We start from the raw sequence: 17,086 nt of genomic DNA, 5'->3' as shown, positions 1-17,086 counted from the left end.
ATCGGACTCCACCCGATCGACGGCCACTGGGCTCAGGTGCGGAAACAGGTCCTCAATACTCTGCGATAAGCACGTCGATCATGCTCCCCGATCACACATAGTCCTGTGGGTCGCGACGCGTGCAAGGGCAGGGAACGTCACGTGACCCGCCAGAACCGAGGGAACTTGTTCGCTTGTGGCCAACTCAGGTGTTCAGCCTTGAGAAGCCGTATCTCAACCGATCATGGAACGTTCAGGTCGAACAGGTTTCTCGCCGGGGTGATGTTCTGTCGGTCGGCGCATGAAGGCAGGGCCCCTTGGTAGCTCGGAGGTGCGAACCGAACCGAGCAGTACCAGGAGGCCCTGTTGTCGCAGTTGTACGCGCTTACGCCCGCTGTTCTCAACTTCGGCTCCCGATCGTGTGATTGCCTCGCGCACGTGTACGGGAATGCGGCCGATCATCCGGACCGGGTCCGCCGCTATCCGTCGGACATGACGGACGCGGAGTGGGCGGCCATCCGGCCGTTGCTGCCGGTGCCGGCCTGGCTTCAGGGGCGGGGCGGACAGCCCGAGGGCTACTGCCACCGTCAGATGTTGGACGCGGTCCGGTATCTGGTCGCGGGCGGGATCTCCTGGCGAGCGATGCCCGCGGACTTCCCCGATTGGGGCCGTGTTTACGCCTTCTTCCGCCGCTGGCGCGAGCACGGGCTGATCACCGAGTTCCATGACCGGCTGCGCGGTCGGGTGCGTGAGCGCGAGGGCCGTGAGGCCGAGCCCACGGCCGGAATCATCGACGCGCAGTCGGTACGGGCCGCCGCGACGGTGCCGGCCGCCTCACGCGGCTACGACGGCGGGAAGAAGGTGCCGGGCCGCAAGCGGCACATCGTGACCGACTGCCTCGGCCTGCTCCTGGTCGTCGCGGTCACCGCCGCGAACATCGGCGACCGGGACGCCGCCGCGGGCCTGCTGACCCGGCTGCACCGCCTGCACCGCGACATCACCCTCGTCTGGGCCGACGGCGGCTACACCGGCGACCTCGTCGACTGGTGCCGGCAGAAACTCGCCCTCACCCTGCAGATCGTCAAGCGCACCGACGACATGAAGGGATTCGTGGTGCTGCCCAGGCGCTGGGTGGCAGAGCGCACATTCGCATGGCTGATGAACTCCCGCCGCCTGGCGAGGGATTACGAATCTCTGCCCGCTACCAGCGAAGCGATGATCCGATGGTCGATGATCACGCGGATGGGTCGGCGTCTGGCAAGGCCACGGACCGCCGGACAGCGCTGAACGTCCCTGACGACTCCTGCGCCAGCCACCCGCGCTCCGCCAGACGCCTGGCCTTCGAGCGCAGCCCCTCGACCTTCGCCGGCGTTGTCTCCAAGCCCAGCTCCACCGCGATCTCCCTGGCCTTCAGCGGCCCTCTGCCCGCTGATCGCCCCTCCTCCAGCACACCCAGAAGCCGCTGATAATCCGGCGCCAGCACCGTCACCGGCAACCCGTCCCGCCAGGGCGGCACCGTCGAGCCCCGCACGGGAGAGGACACGGGTTCCCGCTCCGCCCCGGCCCCGGCAGTGGACTCAGCCGCAGAGACAGCCAGGGCCTCGACCAGCTCCTCCCGCGCGATCACCCGCCGGTCCAGCTCGATCTCCGCGGCCTCCAATACCTCAGTCAGCCGCGCGACTTCCTCCCGCAGCCCTTCCACCCGGACCCGGGCAGCCGCCTCCCGCTCCTCCAACATTCCCAGCACCGACGCCACAGCGCACCCCTCGACCATCAAGCGGACACAAGACGCCGCATGTTTCCCTCACTCCGAGCGAAACCATGCCTGACCAGCAGGAATCACACGATCCAGTTCGGTTGAGATACGGCTTCTTAAATGACAAGCTCAGAGGAGCCGCAGGACGCCGACGACCTTGCCGAGGATGCGTGCGTCGTCGCCGGGGATCGGCTCGAAGGACGGGTTGCGCGGCATCAGCCACACCTGTCCGTCCTGTCGCTTCAGGACCTTCACGGTGGCCTCGTCGTCCAGAAGCGCGGCGACGATGTCGCCGTCGCAGATCGCCGCGTCGATCATGGAGTCGCCGACCACGGTCAGTGCGAACAGCTTGCCGTCACCCATGTCCCTCCCCTCGTAGCGTGAAGGCCCTGACTGCAGGGGAAGTTGGGAGTCATGGCGGAGAAGCGACGGAAGTTCGATCCGGAGTTCCGTGAGGGAGCTGTACGGATCGTCACGGAGACCGGCAAGACGATCGCGGAGGTCGCCGAGGACCTGGGGATCAACGAGACCACCCTGGCGAGCTGGGTCTCCCGCGCCCGTCGGGCAGGGACCGTACCGGCCGGCGGGAGTGACGAGCTGGAGCGTCTGCGGCGGGAGAACGCCCAGCTCAAGCGGGACAACAAGGAACTGGTCATGGAGCGTGATGTCCTCAAACGCTGCATGGTCCTGTGGGTGAAGTAGCCGTGGCGGACCCGGCGTCCGTCGTCGGGGTGATCAGCGACTTCAGGACCGAGCACGGCATTTCGCACCGCATCTCCTGCCGCGCCCTGGGCGTGAGCGAGTCATGGTTCTACAAGCACCGCACCCGCCAACCCACCCGACGTGAGCTGCGCAGACAGCATCTGACCGAAGCGGTGCAGGGAGAGTTCGACGACTCCGGCGGCACCTACGGCTCGCCGAAGATCTGGATCAGGCTGGTGAGGCAGGGCTGGCAGGTCTCGGTGAACACCATCGCGAAGATCATGGCCGAGCTGGGCCTGGTCGCCCGCAAGGTACGCAGACGGCGGGGGCTGACCCGCCCGGGCAAGCGGCCGGCCGCACCGGACTTCGTGCGCCGCGACTTCACCGCCGAGGCACCCGACCTGGTCTGGTGCGGGGACATGACGGAGATCGAAACCGGCGAGGGCAAGCTCTACCTGGCCACAGTCATCGACCTCTTCTCCCGCCGCCTGCTCGGCTATGCGATGGGCGCACGCCACGATGCCGAACTGGTCGTCGCCGCCCTGCACATGGCCGCAACGACCCGCGGCGGGGACGTGCGCGGCGTCATCTTCCACACGGACCGCGGCAGTGAGTACGGCTCCAGGAGGTTCCGCCGGGCCTGCCGCCGGCTGCGCGTCTTCCAGTCCATGGGCCGGGTCGGCTCCTGCTTCGACAACGCCGTCAGCGAGGCGTTCAACAGCGTGCTGAAGGTCGAGTACGTCCACCGGCACACCTTCGCCACCCGCACCGAGGCCCGGATCCGGATCGCGACCTGGATCACCGACTTCTACAACACCCGTCGGCTACACAGCGTGTGCGGCTTCAAGAGCCCGATCGACTACGAACACAGCTACCAGGCCAGCCTCACCGAGGAACTGGCTGCATAGGAAGGTCTCCACAGATCGAGGGGATTGACACCTCGGCAGGTACCACTCCCGGTCGGCGATACGCTGCCAGGAATCGAACGTTTTCCAGCAGGATCAGGTCTGCTCCGGACCACACCTCATAACCCCAGCCGCGTCGCCCGACTAATTTTCCTGGCCATGCCAAGGCATCCTTGATCTTGGGATCGGCCAGTAGATCCGCGGGTTGACGTTCACGACGTGGACTACGCCGGACTGCATGGTCAGCAAAAGATCCGGCACGTGATGTCGCACTCGGCCGTCGATCTTGGCTGTCATCCGGAAGGGTTGGGCATAGATGGCTTGGACGGCTGGATCGAAGTCGGCCAGCAGTAAGCGGGCCAACTCCAGCCGACTCTCATATACAACGAGCCCGTTCGTCGTCGCCGAGGCATACGAGCCGGAGTGGTGGGCCATGCCGTGAACCGACCGCACCGTGCGCCAGGGCTTGGATCCCCTGAAGTCCGTCACCGTAGTTCGTCAAAAGGAACTTCCCGCACCGTCTCGTCCTCATATCGGAACGACGCGGTAGGTGGGCTGGGCCCCCGGCGAGCCTGGGTCGAACTCTGAGTCGCCATGCCTCAACGGTATGGAGCTTCAGTATCGCGACGCACCTAATGATCACAAAAATCGACAAGATGTAGTTACGGAGCGGAGTCAGTGCGCATCAAGTTCCGGAATTGTGCATCTAGTGCGCATCTCCCACCTGCATTGCGCACTGATCCGCGGATCCTACATGGTCGGTCAGGCGGTCGGCGCGGGGTACGTCGGGTACTCCACCCCGGAGACGTGCTGGACGACGCGGACGACCTGGCAGGAGTAGCCGAACTCGTTGTCGTACCAGAGGTAGAGGATCGCGTTGTCGCCCTCCACCTTCAGCGCGCCGGCGTCCACGATCGAGGCGTGGCGCGAGCCGATGAAGTCGCTGGAGACCGCGTCGGGCGCGCTGATGAAGTCGATCTGGCGCTTGAGCGGCGAGGTCAGCGACACATGGCGCAGGTAGTCGACGACCTCCTCGCGGTCCGCCTCCCGCGCGAGCTGGAGGTTGAGGATCGCGATCGACACGTCCGGCACCGGGACGCGGATCGAGCTGCCCGTGATCCGGGCCTTGAGGTCGGGCAGCGCCTTGGCGACGGCGGAGGCGGCACCGGTCTCGGTGATGACCATGTTGAGCGGCGCGGAACGGCCGCGGCGGTCGGACTTGTGGTAATTGTCCAGCAGGTTCTGGTCGTTGGTGAACGAGTGGACGGTCTCCACGTGCCCGCGCAGCACGCCGTACTCGTCCGCCATCGCCTTCAGCGGCGGGACGATCGCGTTGGTGGTGCAGGACGCGCAGGACAGGATGTCCTCGTCCGGCTTGATCGTGTCGTGGTTGACGCCGTGCACGATGTTCGGCACGTCGCCCTTGCCGGGCGCGGTCAGGACGACCTTGTCGACACCGGGCCGCAGATGCTTCGACAGGCCCTCGCGGTCGCGCCACTTGCCGGTGTTGTCGATGAGGATGGCGTTCTTGATGCCGTACGCGGTGTAGTCGACCTCGGAGGGGTCGTTCGCGTAGATCACCTTGATCTCGTTGCCGTTGGCGACGATCGTGCTGTTCGCCTCGTCGACGGTGATCGTGCCCTGGAACTGGCCGTGCACGGAGTCGCGGCGCAGCAGGGAGGCGCGCTTCACCATGTCCTCGCCGGCCCGCTCGCCACCGCCCCGCACCACGATGGCCCGCAGCCGCAGACCGTTGCCCGAGCCGGACTTCTCGATCAGCAGCCGGGCGACGAGACGGCCGATGCGGCCGAAGCCGTAGAGGACGACGTCACGCGGCTCGCGGCGGTCGATCTTGTCCGTGCCCGTGGCGCCGGCGACGGCCTCCGCGGTGAACTCCAGCACCGACAGACCGCGGTCGTCGGCCCGGTAGGTCGCGGCGAGCATGCCGATGTCGATCTGGGACGGGCCGAGGTCGAGCGTGGTGAGGGCCTGGAGGAAGGGCAGCGTCTCGGTGACCGACAGCTCCTCACCGGCGATCTGCCGGGCGAAGCGGTGGGTCTTCAGGATGCTGACCACCGACTTGTTCACCAGGGAGCGGCTGTGCAGCAGGACGGTGACGTCCCGCTCCCGGTGGAGCTTCCCGATCATCGGGATCATCGACTCCGCGATCTCCTCGCGGTTCTTCCAGTTGGTGAACGAGTCGTCGTTGACAGTCACAGGATTCTCTTTCGAGCTAGGCAGCGCTCATACGATAACCCCCCTCTGTTTCGGCCCTGCGGGCGGCCCTGTGCCTGCGATCTCACAGCCGCGGCGCGGTCCCGAAGCGGGGACCGAGGTCCGGCCGGTCGCTGCCCGCGAGTTCGGTCACCCGGTGGTGCAGACGCCTGAGGTCGTCGAGCAGGATCTGCGTCTCGTCCGTGCCGAGTCCCGCGCCGCGGGAGATCTCCTCCAGATGGACCGGCTCACCGCCGTTGCGCTCCTCGGCCGAGGCCAGGGCCCGGAAGACCTCCTCGTGCCGTGCGGTGCTAGGGGGCTGCCCCGGCTGCTTCACGTCCGTCCTCCTGTGTCGTCGTGGAAAGGTCCCGGCGTCGTGGTGGAAACGTCCCGGCGTCGTGGTGGAAAGGTCCCGGGTAACCACGAATCGACGACCCCACCCCGATTGACGTCAGTGGGAGCGGGTACGCGAGGCCGGACCGTCCATCCGCCGCCATCTGGGGAAAAGCCATGGAAACACCCGCCCACGAGCCCAACACGACCCCCGCCGCCCAAGCGCTGGACGCGCTGGCCAGGGACACCGGGGACACCGAGGCACTGGACACCCTCGCCCACTGCGACGTGCTCGTCCCCGTCCCCGACGACGCCACCGACGAGGACGTCACCAACCCCAGCACGCTGGCGCTGCCCGTGCTGGAGCAGCCCGGCGGCGCGTCCGTGGTGCCGGTGTTCACCTCCGAGCCGGAGATGGCCGACCTGCTCCCGGACGTCGCCCGCTACCGACTGGTCCCCCTGGGAGCCCTCGCCCACCAGTGGCCGGAAGGGGAACTCTCGCTCTCCATCGACGCGGCGGGCGACCACCCCCTGACCCTCACCTCGGAGGGCGTCCGCACGCTGCTGGCCAGGTGAGCCGGCGGGCGGTCAGCCGACCGGCAGATCAGCCGCCCGGCAGGTCAGCCGCCCAGCATCCGTTCCAGTACCGCCCGCTGGAGGGGCAGTACCTCTGTGTGCAGGTCGCGGCCCTTCGCGGTGAGGGCGACCCAGACGCCGCGGCGGTCCTCCATGCAGACGGAGCGTTCCACCAGGCCGTCCTTCTCGAGGCGGCCGATGAGGCGGGAGAGGGCGCTCTGGCTGAGGTGGACCCGGCCCACGAGGTTCTGCACCCGGCACTGGTCGCCGTGCCGGGGCGCCTCGGCGGCGAGGATGTCGAGCACCTCGAAGTCGCTCGCGCCGAGGCCGTGCGGATGCAGCGCGCGGTCGATCTCGCACATCGTGCGCGCGTGCACCGACAGGATGTCCCGCCACCGCTGTTCGAGGCCCGCCTCGACCGTCTTCGCTGCCATACCCGCACGGTAACACCGATGTCGCCTTTTATTTACTGTGCAACTAGTGCGGGTGCAAGAGAACCGGCACGCAGGTGGTCACGTCGACTCGCGTGTGACCAGTTCCGTCGGCAGGATCACCGCCGCCGGGTCCTCGCCGCCGATCTGGGCGAGCAGCACCCGCACCATCTCGCTGCTGATCCGGTCCCAGGGCTGGCGGATCGTGGTCAGGGCCGGACTCGCCGCCGTGGCCGCGGGGGAGTCGTCGAAGCCGCCGACCGCCACGTCCTCGGGGACGCGCCGCCCCGCCCGGTGCAGCGCCGCCAGCACGCCCTGCGCCATCAGGTCGGACGCGACGAACACCGCGTCCAGGTCCGGAGCCCGCGCCAGCAGCAGTTCCGCGCCCGCCTCGCCGCTGGCCCGGCTGTAGTCCCCGGAGACGACAAGCCGCTCGTCGTGGGCGACGCCCGCCTCGGCGAGCACCTCCTTGTAGCCGGCGAGCCGCTCCACCCCGCCCGGCGTGTCCAGCGGACCGGTGACCACGGCGATCCGGCGGCGGCCGACGCCCAGCAGATGGCGCACCATGTCCCGCGCGCCGTCCCGGTCGTCGGCGGCCACATAGCTCACCTTCGACCCGAGCCCGATCGGCTTGCCGCACGCCACCAGTGGCACGCCCGCCTCGCGCAGCTCCGTGGCGATCGGGTCCCCGGAGTGGCTGGAGACCAGCAGCACCCCGTCCACGTGCCCGGCGGTGATGTACCGCGTGATGCGCCGCCGTTCGTCCTCGGTCCCCGCCAGCATCAGGAGCAGCGGGACGTCGTGCGCGGCCAGCGCCTGGGTGCAACCCCGCAGCAGCACATTGAAGTTGGGGTCCTCGAAGAACCGCTCCTGCGGCTCCGTGAGCAGGAAGCCGACGGAGTCGGACCGTCCGGTGATCAGCGACCGGGCGTGCCGGTTGACGACGTAACCCGTCTTGCGGATGGCGGCGTTGACCGCCTCCTGCGCGGAAGGGCTCACGTAGTGGCCGCCGTTGAGCACGCGCGAGACGGTGCCCCGCGAGACCCCCGCCTCGCGCGCCACGTCGTGGATCGTCGGCGGTCTGCGCCTGCCCCCCGCACCGTTGCTCATGGTCATGACTTTACGGCTCCGGACAGCAGATCCAGGCTCCAGAACCGTTGCACGACCAGGAACAGCGCCACCAGCGGGATCACCGCGAGGAACGCGCCGGTGATCACCAGCGTGTACAGCGCGGGGGTGTTGGAGCCCTGCTCCAGCAGCGTGTGGAGGCCGAGCGTGATCGGGAACCGCTCGTCGTCGCTGAGCATGATGTACGGCAGCAGGAAGTTGTTCCACACGGCCACGAACTGGAACAGGAACACCGTCACCAGTCCCGGGATCATCATCGGCAGCGCGATCCGTGTGAAGATCCGCCACTCGCCCGCCCCGTCCATCCGCCCGGCCTCCACCACGTCGGCCGGCACGGCCGCCGCCGCGTAGATGCGCGCGAGGTAGACGCCGTAGGGGGAGAGGATCTGCGGCAGCAGCACGGACCAGTACGAGTCGGTGAGGTTCGCCTCCGCCAGCAGCAGGTACTGCGGCACGGCGAGGATGACCGGCGGCATCAGCACCCCGGCGAGCAGCACGTTGAACAGCGTCTCGCGGCCCCGGAAGCGGTAGGTCGCCAGCGCGTAGCCGCTGACGGCGGACACGCACGTCGACAGCAGCGCGCCCAGACCGGCGTAGAGGGCGGAGTTGCCCATCCACCTCCAGTAGAGGCCGTCGCGGTAGGCGTCGAGGTCGCCGATGTTGTCGGCGAAGCCGGTCCCCGGCAGGAACGTGAACGTGGAGAACAGCTCGCGCCCCGACTTGGTGGACGCGATCACCACCCAGGCCACCGGCAGCAGACAGTACAGCGCGCCGAACAGCAGCGTGGCCGTCGGGACGAGCGCGATACGGCCGCGCAGCGGCGGACGGCTCCGGTCGGCGCGCCCGGCGTCGGCCGCGGCGGGCGTCTTGTGGACGGCAAGGGAACTCATCGGGTCGCCTCCCGCTTGGTACGACGGTTCGCGGCCCGCAGGAACCCGAAGGACAGCAGCAGCGTGGCCAGCGCGATGATCACGGCCTGGGCGGACGCCCCGTGGACGTCGCCCGTGCGGAACGCGTCCCGGTACACCTTCATCAGCGGACTCCACGTCGTGGACACGGAGTTGGTGAGCGGCTTCAGCGTGGTCGGCTCACTGAACACCTGGAGCGTCGCGATGATCGAGAAGAAGAAGGTCAGCACCAGCGAGGGCGCCACCATCGGGATCTTGATCCGCAGGGCGATCTGGAGCGGGGTGGCCCCGTCCAGCTTCGCCGCCTCGTACACCTCGACCGGGATCGCCCGCAGCGCGGTGTAGATGACGATCATGTTGAAGCCGGTGCCGCCCCAGACCGCGATGTTGGACAGGGCGAGGTACAGCGGGCCGCCGTCCAGCAGGTCCGGCTGCGGCAGGCCCAGCTCGCCGAGCACGTAGTAGAAGGGGCTGACGTCCGGCAGGTACAGGAAGCCCCAGAGCAGCGCCGCCACCACGCCGGGGATGGCGTACGGCAGGAAGATCGCGAGCCGGGTGAACGGGGCCAGCCGCACCTTCTCGGAGTCGAGCATCAGCGCGAACAGCAGCGCGAGGCCCAGCATCACCGGGACGACGATGCAGCCGTAGCCCAGCACACGCAGTGTGCCGTCGAGCAGCTCGCTGTCGGTGAAGGCGGCCGTGTAGTTGTCCAGGCCGGCCCACACCTCCTTGCGGGCGCCGGCGCCCAGGCCGAGCCCGGACACCTTCACCTTGCGGAAGCTGAGCCAGACCGCGTAGCCGATGGGCAGCGCGAAGAACAACGCGAAGAGGATCGTCGCGGGGAGGAGGAACGCGTACGGGGCCCCCTTGACCCCGTACGACGTCCGGCGTGCGCTTGTCACTCGGAGACCCCGAAGCCGTTCTTCTTGAGGTCGGCGACCGTCGTGGTCTGCATCGTGGCCAGGGCGGCGGCGAAGTCGGACTTGTTCTTCGCGGCGGCGCCGAAGGCGTCCTTGAAGCTCGTGTAGGCGACGTTCACGTTCGGACCCCAGGCGGAGGGCGCGGTCGTCTTCGCGACCGCGGCGGCCTTGGTGTAGAAGTCCGGCTGGTTGGAGAAGTACGCCGGCGGGGTGGTGAACGCGCCGCTGAGCTGGGCGGACGTGGAGGCCGGGTAGATGCCGCCCTCCTTGGCCAGCGCGTTGAGGGCCTCGCCGTCGGTGTTCAGCCAGGCGGCGAACTTGGCGGCGGCGGCCTTGTGCTTGGAGTCGGTGGTGACGGCGGTGGAGGAGCCGCCCCAGCTGCCGGTGACGTTCTCGCTCGCCGACCACTGGGGGAGCGGGGCCATGGCCCACTTGCCCTCGGTGTCGGGCGCGGCGGTGGTCAGGGTGCCGGGGGCCCACACGGCGCTGACCCAGGCGATCTGCTTGCCGGTGTTGAGCGCCTTGTTCCAGGCCGGGGTGTACATCGGCTGGTTGTCGATGACGCCCTCCTTGACGAGGCCGCCCCAGAAGTCGGCGACCTTCTTGGTGGCGTCGTCGGCGATGCTGACCTTCCACTTGTCGCCGGAGGTGGTCCACCACTTGGCGCCGGCCTGCTGCGCGAGCCCCGCGAACAGCCCGGAGTCGGCGGCGGAGAACGTGGTCAGGTCGGTGTCCGGGGCCTTCTTCTTCAGCGCGCGGGCGGTCTCGGCGAACTGCTCCCAGGTGGTGGGAACCGTCAGGCCGTACTGCTTGAACAGGTCCTCGCGGTAGTAGAACATCATCGGCCCGATGTCCTGCGGGACCGCGTACACCGCGTCCGTGCCCAGCGTCGTCTGCTGCCAGACGCCCTCGGCGAACTTGCTCTCGGCGTCGCCGACGTCCTTCGCTATGTCCGCCAGCGCGTCATTGCTGACCAGCGTCGGCAGCGCCTGGTACTCGGCCTGGACGAGGTCGGGCGCCTTGCCGGCCTTGTGCGCGGTGAGGATCTTGGTGACCAGATCGTCGCCGGACGCCTGCTTCTTCACGGTGACCGTGATCTGGTCGGTCTTGCCGGGCCCCTTGTTCCAGAGGTCGGCGACCTTGTCCATGCCGGGCGTCCAGCTCCAGTACGTCAGCGAGACGGGTCCCGACTGTGCCTCGCCGTCGTCGGACGAGCCGCACGCGGCGAGGGCGGTGCCGCCGAGGGTGACGGCGACGGCGGCGGCCGTGCTTCTGAACAGCCGACGGCGCTTCGCGTTGGGCATGGATCTCTCCCCTGACCTGGGGTTCCCGCCTGCTGCGAGAACCTGCCATGCTTCTGTGAGCGTTCACAGTAGAGAAACATCCCGGACACTTGTCAATGGTTGTTGCTGTGCGGTTATGTTGGGCTCGCACCGCTGATCTGATGTGTGCACGTTCCCAAAAGGTCGACTCAACGGGAGAGATCCATGCCGGAGACCACCCCCACGGGCCTCACCAGGCTCGCCTTCGGTGGGGACTACAACCCCGAGCAGTGGCCGGAAAGCGTCTGGCAGGAGGACGTCCGGCTGATGCGGGAGGCCGGCGTCACCATGGTGAGCGTCGGCATCTTCTCCTGGGCGCTCCTGGAACCCTCGCCGGGCGTCTACGACTTCGGCTGGCTGGACCGGATCCTCGGCCTGCTCCACGAGAACGGCATCCGCGTCGACCTCGGCACCCCCACCGTCTGCCCGCCCGTCTGGTTCTACCGCGCACACCCCGAGGCGCTGCCCGTCACCCCCGACGGCGTACGCCACGCGTTCGGCTCACGCGCCGCGATCTGCCACAGCAACGCCGACTACCGCGCCGCCGCCGCGAACATCACCACCCGGCTCGCCGAGCGCTACGGCGACCACCCCGCCCTGGCGATGTGGCACGTCCACAACGAGTACGGCGTCCCCGTCTCCGCCTGCTACTGCGACTCCTGCGCCGCCCACTTCCGCCGCTGGCTCACGACCGCCTACGGCACGGTCGACGCCGTCAACGAGGCCTGGGGCACCGCCTTCTGGGGCCAGCGCTACGCGAGCTTCGACGACATCGACCCGCCGCGCACCGCCCCGACCGTCGGCAACCCCGGCCAGGCCCTCGACTACAAGCGGTTCGCCGACGCCACCATGCGCGAGAACTTCGTCATGGAGCGCGACGTCCTGCACCGCCACGCGCCCGGCGTCCCGGTCACGACGAACTTCATGACCGCCCTCAGCCAGTGCGACTCCGTCGACTACTGGGCCTGGGGCCGCGAGGTCGACATCGTCTCCAACGACCACTACCTGATCACCGACGGCCGCCGCACCCACGTCAACCTCGCGATGGCCGCCGACCTCACCCGCTCCGTCGCCGGCGGCGCTCCCTGGATCCTCCTGGAGCACTCCACCTCGGGCGTCAACTGGCAGCCCCGCAACCCCGCCAAGGCCCCAGGACAGATGGCCCGCAACTCCCTCGGGCACGTCGCCCGCGGCTCCGACGGCGCCATGTTCTTCCAGTGGCGGCAGTCCCGGCGCGGCGCCGAGAAGTTCCACTCCTCGATGGTCCCGCACGGCGGCACCGACACGCGCGTGTGGCGCGAGGTCGTCGAACTCGGCGCCGCCCTCGACTCCCTGAGCACGATCCGCGGCACCCGCACCGAGGCCGACGTCGCCGTCCTGTGGGACTGGCACTCCTGGTGGGCGCAGAACCTCGCCTGGCGACCCAGCGAGGACCACGACGCGCGCGAGCGCGCCGACGCCTTCTACGAGGCGCTCTACGACCGCCACCTCACCGTGGACTTCGCCCGCCCCGACGCCGACCTGTCGCGCTACCCCCTGGTCGTCGTGCCCGCCCTGTACCTGATGACGGAGGCCGCCGGGCACGACCTCCGACGCTACGTCGAGAACGGCGGCACCCTGGTCGTCTCCTACTTCTCGGGCATCGTCGACGAGCACGACGCCGTCCACGAGGGCGCCTACCCGGGCGCGCTGCGCGACGTCCTCGGCCTGACCGTCGAGGAGTTCTCCCCCCTGCTCCAGGGCGACCGCGTGCGCGTGACCGGCCCGGACGGGGCCGAGCTGAGCGGCGACGTGTGGAGCGAGTTCGTGGTGCCGCGCGGCGCGGAGACCGTCTGGACGTACGCCGACGGCCTCACCGCCGGCCGCCCGGCCGTCACCCGCCACCGCCTCGGCGAGGGCAGCGCCTGGTACGTCTCCACCCGTCTCGGCCAGGACGGCCTGGCCGCCCTGCTGGACCTGGCCGCCGCCGACGCCCGCCTCGCCCCGCGCGCCGACCTGCCGCGCGACCTGGAGGTCGTCCGGCGCTCCGGGGACACCGGGACCTATCTGTTCGCGATCAACCACACCGACGCCGACGCCAAGGTGCCGCTGGACGCGCCCGGCACCGAACTGCTGACGGGCGAACGCGCCGCGGGCCGCCTCGCGGTCCCGGCGGGAGCCGTGCGGGTCGTACGACTCGACGGCTGAACCGGCTCCCCCTTCGCCCGTGGAGCCACGAGCCGCGGGCGGAGGGGGCTCTCACCCGGGGAGACCGCCCCCGGAATTCCCACCCCACCACGTCGAAGGGACGACGGACGACGATGTTCCATCCCAGACGCACGCTCAGGGCCCTGCTGCTCCCGCTCACCGCGGGACTCGCCCTCACCGCCCTCCCGGCGCAGACCGCGCAGGCCGCCGCCACGCTCACCAACGCAGGCTTCGAGGCCGACGGCGCCGGCGCGGCCGTGCCCAGCGGCTGGTCGGAGTACGGCAGCACCGCCGCCTCGTTCACGGAGGCCGGCGGACACGGCGGCAGCCACCGCCTGTCCCACTGGGCGTCCACCGCGTACAAGGTGGAGACGTACCAGTACCTGTCGGGGCTCGCCAACGGCGCCTACCGGCTGACCGCGTGGGTGCGCTCCGGCGGCGGCCAGAACTCCGCCCACATAGCCCTCAAGAACTGCGGCGGCGCCGAGCAGCGCACCGCTCTGCCGGTCTCCGCCGGCGGCTGGATCCGCATCGTCACACCGGTCCGGGTGACGAACAACCAGTGCACGATCAGCGTCAGCAGCGACGCCAACGCCGGCAACTGGATCAACGTCGACGACCTCACCTTCGCTCCCGCCTCCGGCACGGGCGGACTGGCCGTCAAGGGCGCCGACATCTCCTCCCTCCCCAAGAGCGAGGCCAAGGGCGGTGTGTACCGGACGAGTTCGGGCAGCACCGGCGACGCGATCGGCATCCTGAAGAACGCCGGCATGAACTACGCGCGCGTGAAGGTGTGGGTCGACGCGGCCGACGGCTACCACGGCAAGGCGCGGGTGCTGGCACTGGCCAAGCGGGTCAAGGCGGCGGGCCAGAAGCTGCTGGTCGACTTCCACTACTCCGACACCTGGGCCGACCCGGGCGCGCAGAGCAAGCCGACCGCCTGGGCGGGCCATTCGTACAGTCAGCTCAAGACCGACGTGTACCAGCACACCTACGACGTGCTGAACGCGCTGAAGGCGCAGGGCACCACCGCCGACATGGTCCAGGTGGGCAACGAGATCAACGGCGGCATGCTGTGGTCCGAGGGCTCCACCGACAACTGGGCGCAGCTCGCCGGTCTGCTCAACTCCGGCTACGCCGCCGTCAAGGCGGTCGCCCCGTCCACCGCCGTCGCCCTGCACCTCGCCAAGGGCGGCGACCTGGCCGGCACGCGCTGGTGGTTCGACAGCGCGGTGGCCAACGGCGTGCGCTTCGACGCCATCGGCTTGTCCTACTACGGTTATTGGCACGGCGCCCTCGCCGACTTCCAGACCACCCTGGACGACGCGGCCGCCCGCTACGGCAAGCCCGTCTTCCTCGCCGAGACGGCCTACCCGTTCCGGCTGGACAGCAAGGACACGCACGAGAACATCATCGACCTCCCCGGTGAGCTCGTCCCCGGCTACCCGGCGACCCCGGCCGGGCAGCTCGCCTGGATGAACACCGTGGCCGACATCGTGGAGGCCGTCCCCGGCGGCCGGGGCCTCGGCGTCTTCTACTGGGAGGCGACGTGGACCGCCGTCCCCGGCAACGGCTGGGACCCGACCGACGCCGCCTCCGGCAACGGCTGGGAGAACCAGGCCCTGTTCGGCTACGACGACAGGGCGCTGTCCTCCACGGCGTGGTTCAGCCACCGCTGACCCGCTGACCTCGCGGGGGAGGGGCCTGGTCGCCGTCGTGCGGCCGGGCCCCTCCCGCTTCCCGGAGGCGATCCCGGCGACATCCTCGAACTGCCGTAGTGGGCAAGGGTGTTCGATCCCGGCCAAGGGTGACGGAGTCCGGGACACGGCGGCCCCGGCTGCGGAAGAGTGGGAGGGACGCGGAACCAGGGCCCCGATCCCAGGGACGGAGGGGACGACATGCTGAGGACTCCGGTCAGCGAACGGCGTCTGGCCATCCTGGAGTGGCTGAAGGATCCGACCCGGCACTTCCCGCCGCAACGGCACGCCGACCTCGTCGACGACGGCGTCACCGCGGACGCCGTCGCGGCGAAACTGGGCGTGCACCGCAGAGTCGCGGACACCCATCTCACCCTCCTCGCCGACCTCGGTCTGCTGCGCGCCAAGCGGATCCGCCGCCGCACCCACTACCGGCGCGACGAGATGCGCATCGCCGAGGTGGCCAGGATGTTCGAGAAGGGGTGGTAGCGCCCCGCAGGGAACCCGCACCCCGGCAGTGACACCCCCGAGCGAAGGGCAGGCACCACCCATGGACCGTCCCACGGATCTCGTCCCCCTCCGATACCTCTCCCTCGGCGGCCACGGCCCCGAGGACGTCGTGGCCGACCGCCGAGGACGCGTGCTGACCGGACTGGCCGACGGACGGATCCTGCGCATCGACGGCCTGGAGGATCCCGTGACGGCCCGCGTCGAGGAGATCGCCGAGATCGCCGGCCGCCCGCTCGGCCTCGAACTCCTCCCCGACGGCGACCTGTTGGTGTGCGACGCCGACGGCGCGCTGCTGCGCGTCGACACCGGCTCCGGCACCGTGCGCGTCCTCGCGGAATGGGCGGCGGGGGAGCGGCTGCGGTTCTGCTCCAACGTCGTCGCCCTGCCCGACGGCTCCGTCTGCTTCACCGTCTCCAGCCAGGTCCACCCCCTGGAGGACTGGCTCGGCGACCTCGTCGAACACACCGGCACCGGCCGGCTGCTGCGCCTCGCCCCCGACGACAAGGAACCCGAAGTCCTCCTGGAGGGCCTTCAGTTCGCCAACGGCCTCGCCCTCAGCGGCGACGGCTCCAGCGTCGTCGTCGCCGAGACCGGCGCCCGCCGCCTCACCCGCTACCGGCTCACCGGACCGGGCGCGGGCCGCGCCGAACCCCTCGTCGAGAACCTGCCGGGCTTCCCCGACAACCTGTGGCGCGGCACCCCCGACGGCCCCGTTTGGGTCGCCCTGGCCGGCGCGCGCGTCCCCCCGCTCGACCTCCTCCACCGGGCCGCCCCCGACGTCCGCCGCCGCGCCGCCCGACTCGCGCTGCGCGCGCCGTTCCGGCCCTCCGGCTTCATCGGCGTGCTCGCCGTCGACGACGAGGGCCGCACCGTCCACCACCTCACCCGCCGCCGCTCCGGCTTCCGCATGGTCACCAGCGTCTGCGAGGCCCGCGGCCGGCTGGTCCTCGGCAGCCTGTGGGAGCGCGGCATAGCGATCTGCGAGGCGCCCGCGCCCCGATGATCCGGCGTTACCCTGTCGACCAGCCCTGACCCGCCAGCCACGGGTCACATGGTCGCGCAGGCGGGAGACGTACGACATGACAGCCCCGGAGGCCGGGAAGCGGAGCGGCGGCGCGGGGACCGGCGGCGCGGGGACGCTCCCGGTGCTCGCCGCGGTCGCCGCCGGCGGCGGACTCGGCGCCGCCGCCCGCTACGCCGCCGCCCTGCGATGGCCCACGCCGGCCGGCGGCTTCCCCTGGACGACGTTCTGGGTCAACGCCGCCGGCTGCGCCGTCATCGGCCTGTTCATGGTGGTCGTCACCGAGGCGCTGACCGCCCACCGCCTGGTCCGCCCCTTCTTCGGCACCGGCGTCCTCGGCGGCTTCACCACCTTCTCGACGTACGCCGTCGACCTCCAGCACCTCTTCGACACCGGCCGCACCCGCACCGCCCTCGTCTACCTGGCCGCGACCCCGCTCGCCGCGCTCACCGCGGTGTGGCTCACCGCGACGGCGACCCGCCGCGCCCTGCGCCTGC

General features: G+C 69.9%; 17 protein-coding genes and 2 pseudogenes. 9 read left to right on the top strand and 10 right to left on the bottom strand.

What is annotated here, in order from left to right:
* Positions 1-471 precede the first annotated feature (471 nt).
* On the top strand, positions 472-1,266 hold the full coding sequence (locus ACFYX4_RS33115) for an IS5 family transposase (RefSeq protein WP_389341318.1): 795 nt from the start codon (positions 472-474) through the stop codon (positions 1,264-1,266).
* Here the strand turns inward: ACFYX4_RS33115 and ACFYX4_RS33110 are convergent.
* The gene (locus tag ACFYX4_RS33110) at positions 1,214-1,753 is read right to left on the bottom strand and encodes a hypothetical protein (protein WP_389341315.1); all 540 of its coding nucleotides are present in this window, start codon (positions 1,751-1,753) and stop codon (positions 1,214-1,216) included. The genes ACFYX4_RS33115 and ACFYX4_RS33110 overlap by 53 nt on opposite strands.
* Before the next feature lie 111 nt (positions 1,754-1,864).
* Positions 1,865-2,098, bottom strand: a pseudogene (locus ACFYX4_RS33105) (LexA family protein); the annotation flags it as partial.
* A gap of 51 nt (positions 2,099-2,149) precedes the next feature.
* Between ACFYX4_RS33105 and ACFYX4_RS33100 the strand changes: the two are divergent.
* Positions 2,150-2,437 carry a transposase gene (locus ACFYX4_RS33100; RefSeq protein WP_389341160.1) on the top strand — a complete coding sequence of 96 codons (288 nt, stop codon included), beginning with the start codon at positions 2,150-2,152 and terminating at the stop codon, positions 2,435-2,437.
* Positions 2,425-3,345, top strand: a complete 921-nt coding sequence (locus tag ACFYX4_RS33095) for an IS3 family transposase (protein ID WP_389341157.1) — start codon at positions 2,425-2,427, stop codon at positions 3,343-3,345. The genes ACFYX4_RS33100 and ACFYX4_RS33095 overlap by 13 nt, the downstream gene beginning before the upstream one ends.
* A gap of 141 nt (positions 3,346-3,486) precedes the next feature.
* Here the strand turns inward: ACFYX4_RS33095 and ACFYX4_RS33090 are convergent, their stop codons facing one another.
* From ACFYX4_RS33090 to ACFYX4_RS33080, 3 genes are all read right to left on the bottom strand, one after another.
* On the bottom strand, positions 3,487-3,777 hold the full coding sequence (locus ACFYX4_RS33090) for a hypothetical protein (protein ID WP_389341154.1): 291 nt from the start codon (positions 3,775-3,777) through the stop codon (positions 3,487-3,489).
* Positions 3,778-4,104: 327 nt separating this feature from the next.
* Positions 4,105-5,559: a glyceraldehyde-3-phosphate dehydrogenase gene (locus ACFYX4_RS33085; RefSeq protein WP_389341151.1), complete on the bottom strand. Its 1,455-nt coding sequence runs from the start codon at positions 5,557-5,559 to the stop codon at positions 4,105-4,107.
* An 82-nt stretch (positions 5,560-5,641) separates the two neighbouring features.
* Complete coding sequence (locus ACFYX4_RS33080) at positions 5,642-5,893, bottom strand: hypothetical protein (protein ID WP_389341148.1); 252 nt, start codon at positions 5,891-5,893, stop codon at positions 5,642-5,644.
* Between the two features lie 173 nt (positions 5,894-6,066).
* Between ACFYX4_RS33080 and ACFYX4_RS33075 the strand changes: the two genes are divergently transcribed.
* Positions 6,067-6,465: an SseB family protein gene (locus tag ACFYX4_RS33075; protein WP_389341145.1), complete on the top strand. Its 399-nt coding sequence runs from the start codon at positions 6,067-6,069 to the stop codon at positions 6,463-6,465.
* Between the two features lie 44 nt (positions 6,466-6,509).
* Here the strand turns inward: ACFYX4_RS33075 and ACFYX4_RS33070 are convergent, their stop codons facing one another.
* The 5 genes from ACFYX4_RS33070 to ACFYX4_RS33050 form a co-directional block, all read right to left on the bottom strand.
* On the bottom strand, positions 6,510-6,899 hold the full coding sequence (locus ACFYX4_RS33070; RefSeq protein ID WP_389341142.1) for a MarR family winged helix-turn-helix transcriptional regulator: 390 nt from the start codon (positions 6,897-6,899) through the stop codon (positions 6,510-6,512).
* Positions 6,900-6,977: 78 nt separating this feature from the next.
* A complete protein-coding gene (locus ACFYX4_RS33065) occupies positions 6,978-8,012 on the bottom strand; it encodes a LacI family DNA-binding transcriptional regulator (RefSeq protein ID WP_389341139.1) in 1,035 nt (344 codons plus the stop codon).
* Entirely contained in the window at positions 8,009-8,914 is a 906-nt protein-coding gene (locus ACFYX4_RS33060; RefSeq protein ID WP_389341136.1) for a carbohydrate ABC transporter permease, read from the bottom strand. Before ACFYX4_RS33060 ends, ACFYX4_RS33065 begins: the two co-directional genes overlap by 4 nt.
* Complete coding sequence (locus tag ACFYX4_RS33055) at positions 8,911-9,834, bottom strand: carbohydrate ABC transporter permease (RefSeq protein WP_389341133.1); 924 nt, start codon at positions 9,832-9,834, stop codon at positions 8,911-8,913. The genes ACFYX4_RS33060 and ACFYX4_RS33055 overlap by 4 nt, the downstream gene beginning before the upstream one ends.
* The gene (locus ACFYX4_RS33050) at positions 9,831-11,156 is read right to left on the bottom strand and encodes an ABC transporter substrate-binding protein (RefSeq protein ID WP_389341130.1); all 1,326 of its coding nucleotides are present in this window, start codon (positions 11,154-11,156) and stop codon (positions 9,831-9,833) included. Before ACFYX4_RS33050 ends, ACFYX4_RS33055 begins: the two co-directional genes overlap by 4 nt.
* Positions 11,157-11,339: 183 nt before the next feature.
* On the opposite strand from ACFYX4_RS33050, the gene ACFYX4_RS33045 reads away from it, so the two are divergent.
* From ACFYX4_RS33045 to ACFYX4_RS33025, 5 genes and pseudogenes are all read left to right on the top strand, one after another.
* The gene (locus ACFYX4_RS33045) at positions 11,340-13,361 is read left to right on the top strand and encodes a beta-galactosidase (RefSeq protein WP_389341127.1); all 2,022 of its coding nucleotides are present in this window, start codon (positions 11,340-11,342) and stop codon (positions 13,359-13,361) included.
* 113 nt (positions 13,362-13,474) lie between these two features.
* Positions 13,475-15,040: an arabinogalactan endo-beta-1,4-galactanase gene (locus ACFYX4_RS33040; protein ID WP_389341124.1), complete on the top strand. Its 1,566-nt coding sequence runs from the start codon at positions 13,475-13,477 to the stop codon at positions 15,038-15,040.
* A gap of 219 nt (positions 15,041-15,259) precedes the next feature.
* Positions 15,260-15,547, top strand: a complete 288-nt coding sequence (locus tag ACFYX4_RS33035; RefSeq protein ID WP_389341121.1) for an ArsR family transcriptional regulator — start codon at positions 15,260-15,262, stop codon at positions 15,545-15,547.
* 61 nt (positions 15,548-15,608) lie between these two features.
* Entirely contained in the window at positions 15,609-16,571 is a 963-nt protein-coding gene (locus ACFYX4_RS33030; protein WP_389341118.1) for an SMP-30/gluconolactonase/LRE family protein, read from the top strand.
* Positions 16,572-16,647: 76 nt separating this feature from the next.
* A pseudogene (locus tag ACFYX4_RS33025) lies at positions 16,648-17,082 on the top strand (fluoride efflux transporter FluC); the annotation flags it as partial.
* Between the last annotated feature and the right edge of the window lie 4 nt (positions 17,083-17,086).

The sequence above is a fragment of the Streptomyces sp. NPDC002328 genome (genome assembly GCF_042890065.1).
Taxonomy (GTDB): Bacteria; Actinomycetota; Actinomycetes; order Streptomycetales; family Streptomycetaceae; genus Streptomyces.
This window is presented reverse-complemented; position numbering and strand designations above follow the sequence as displayed.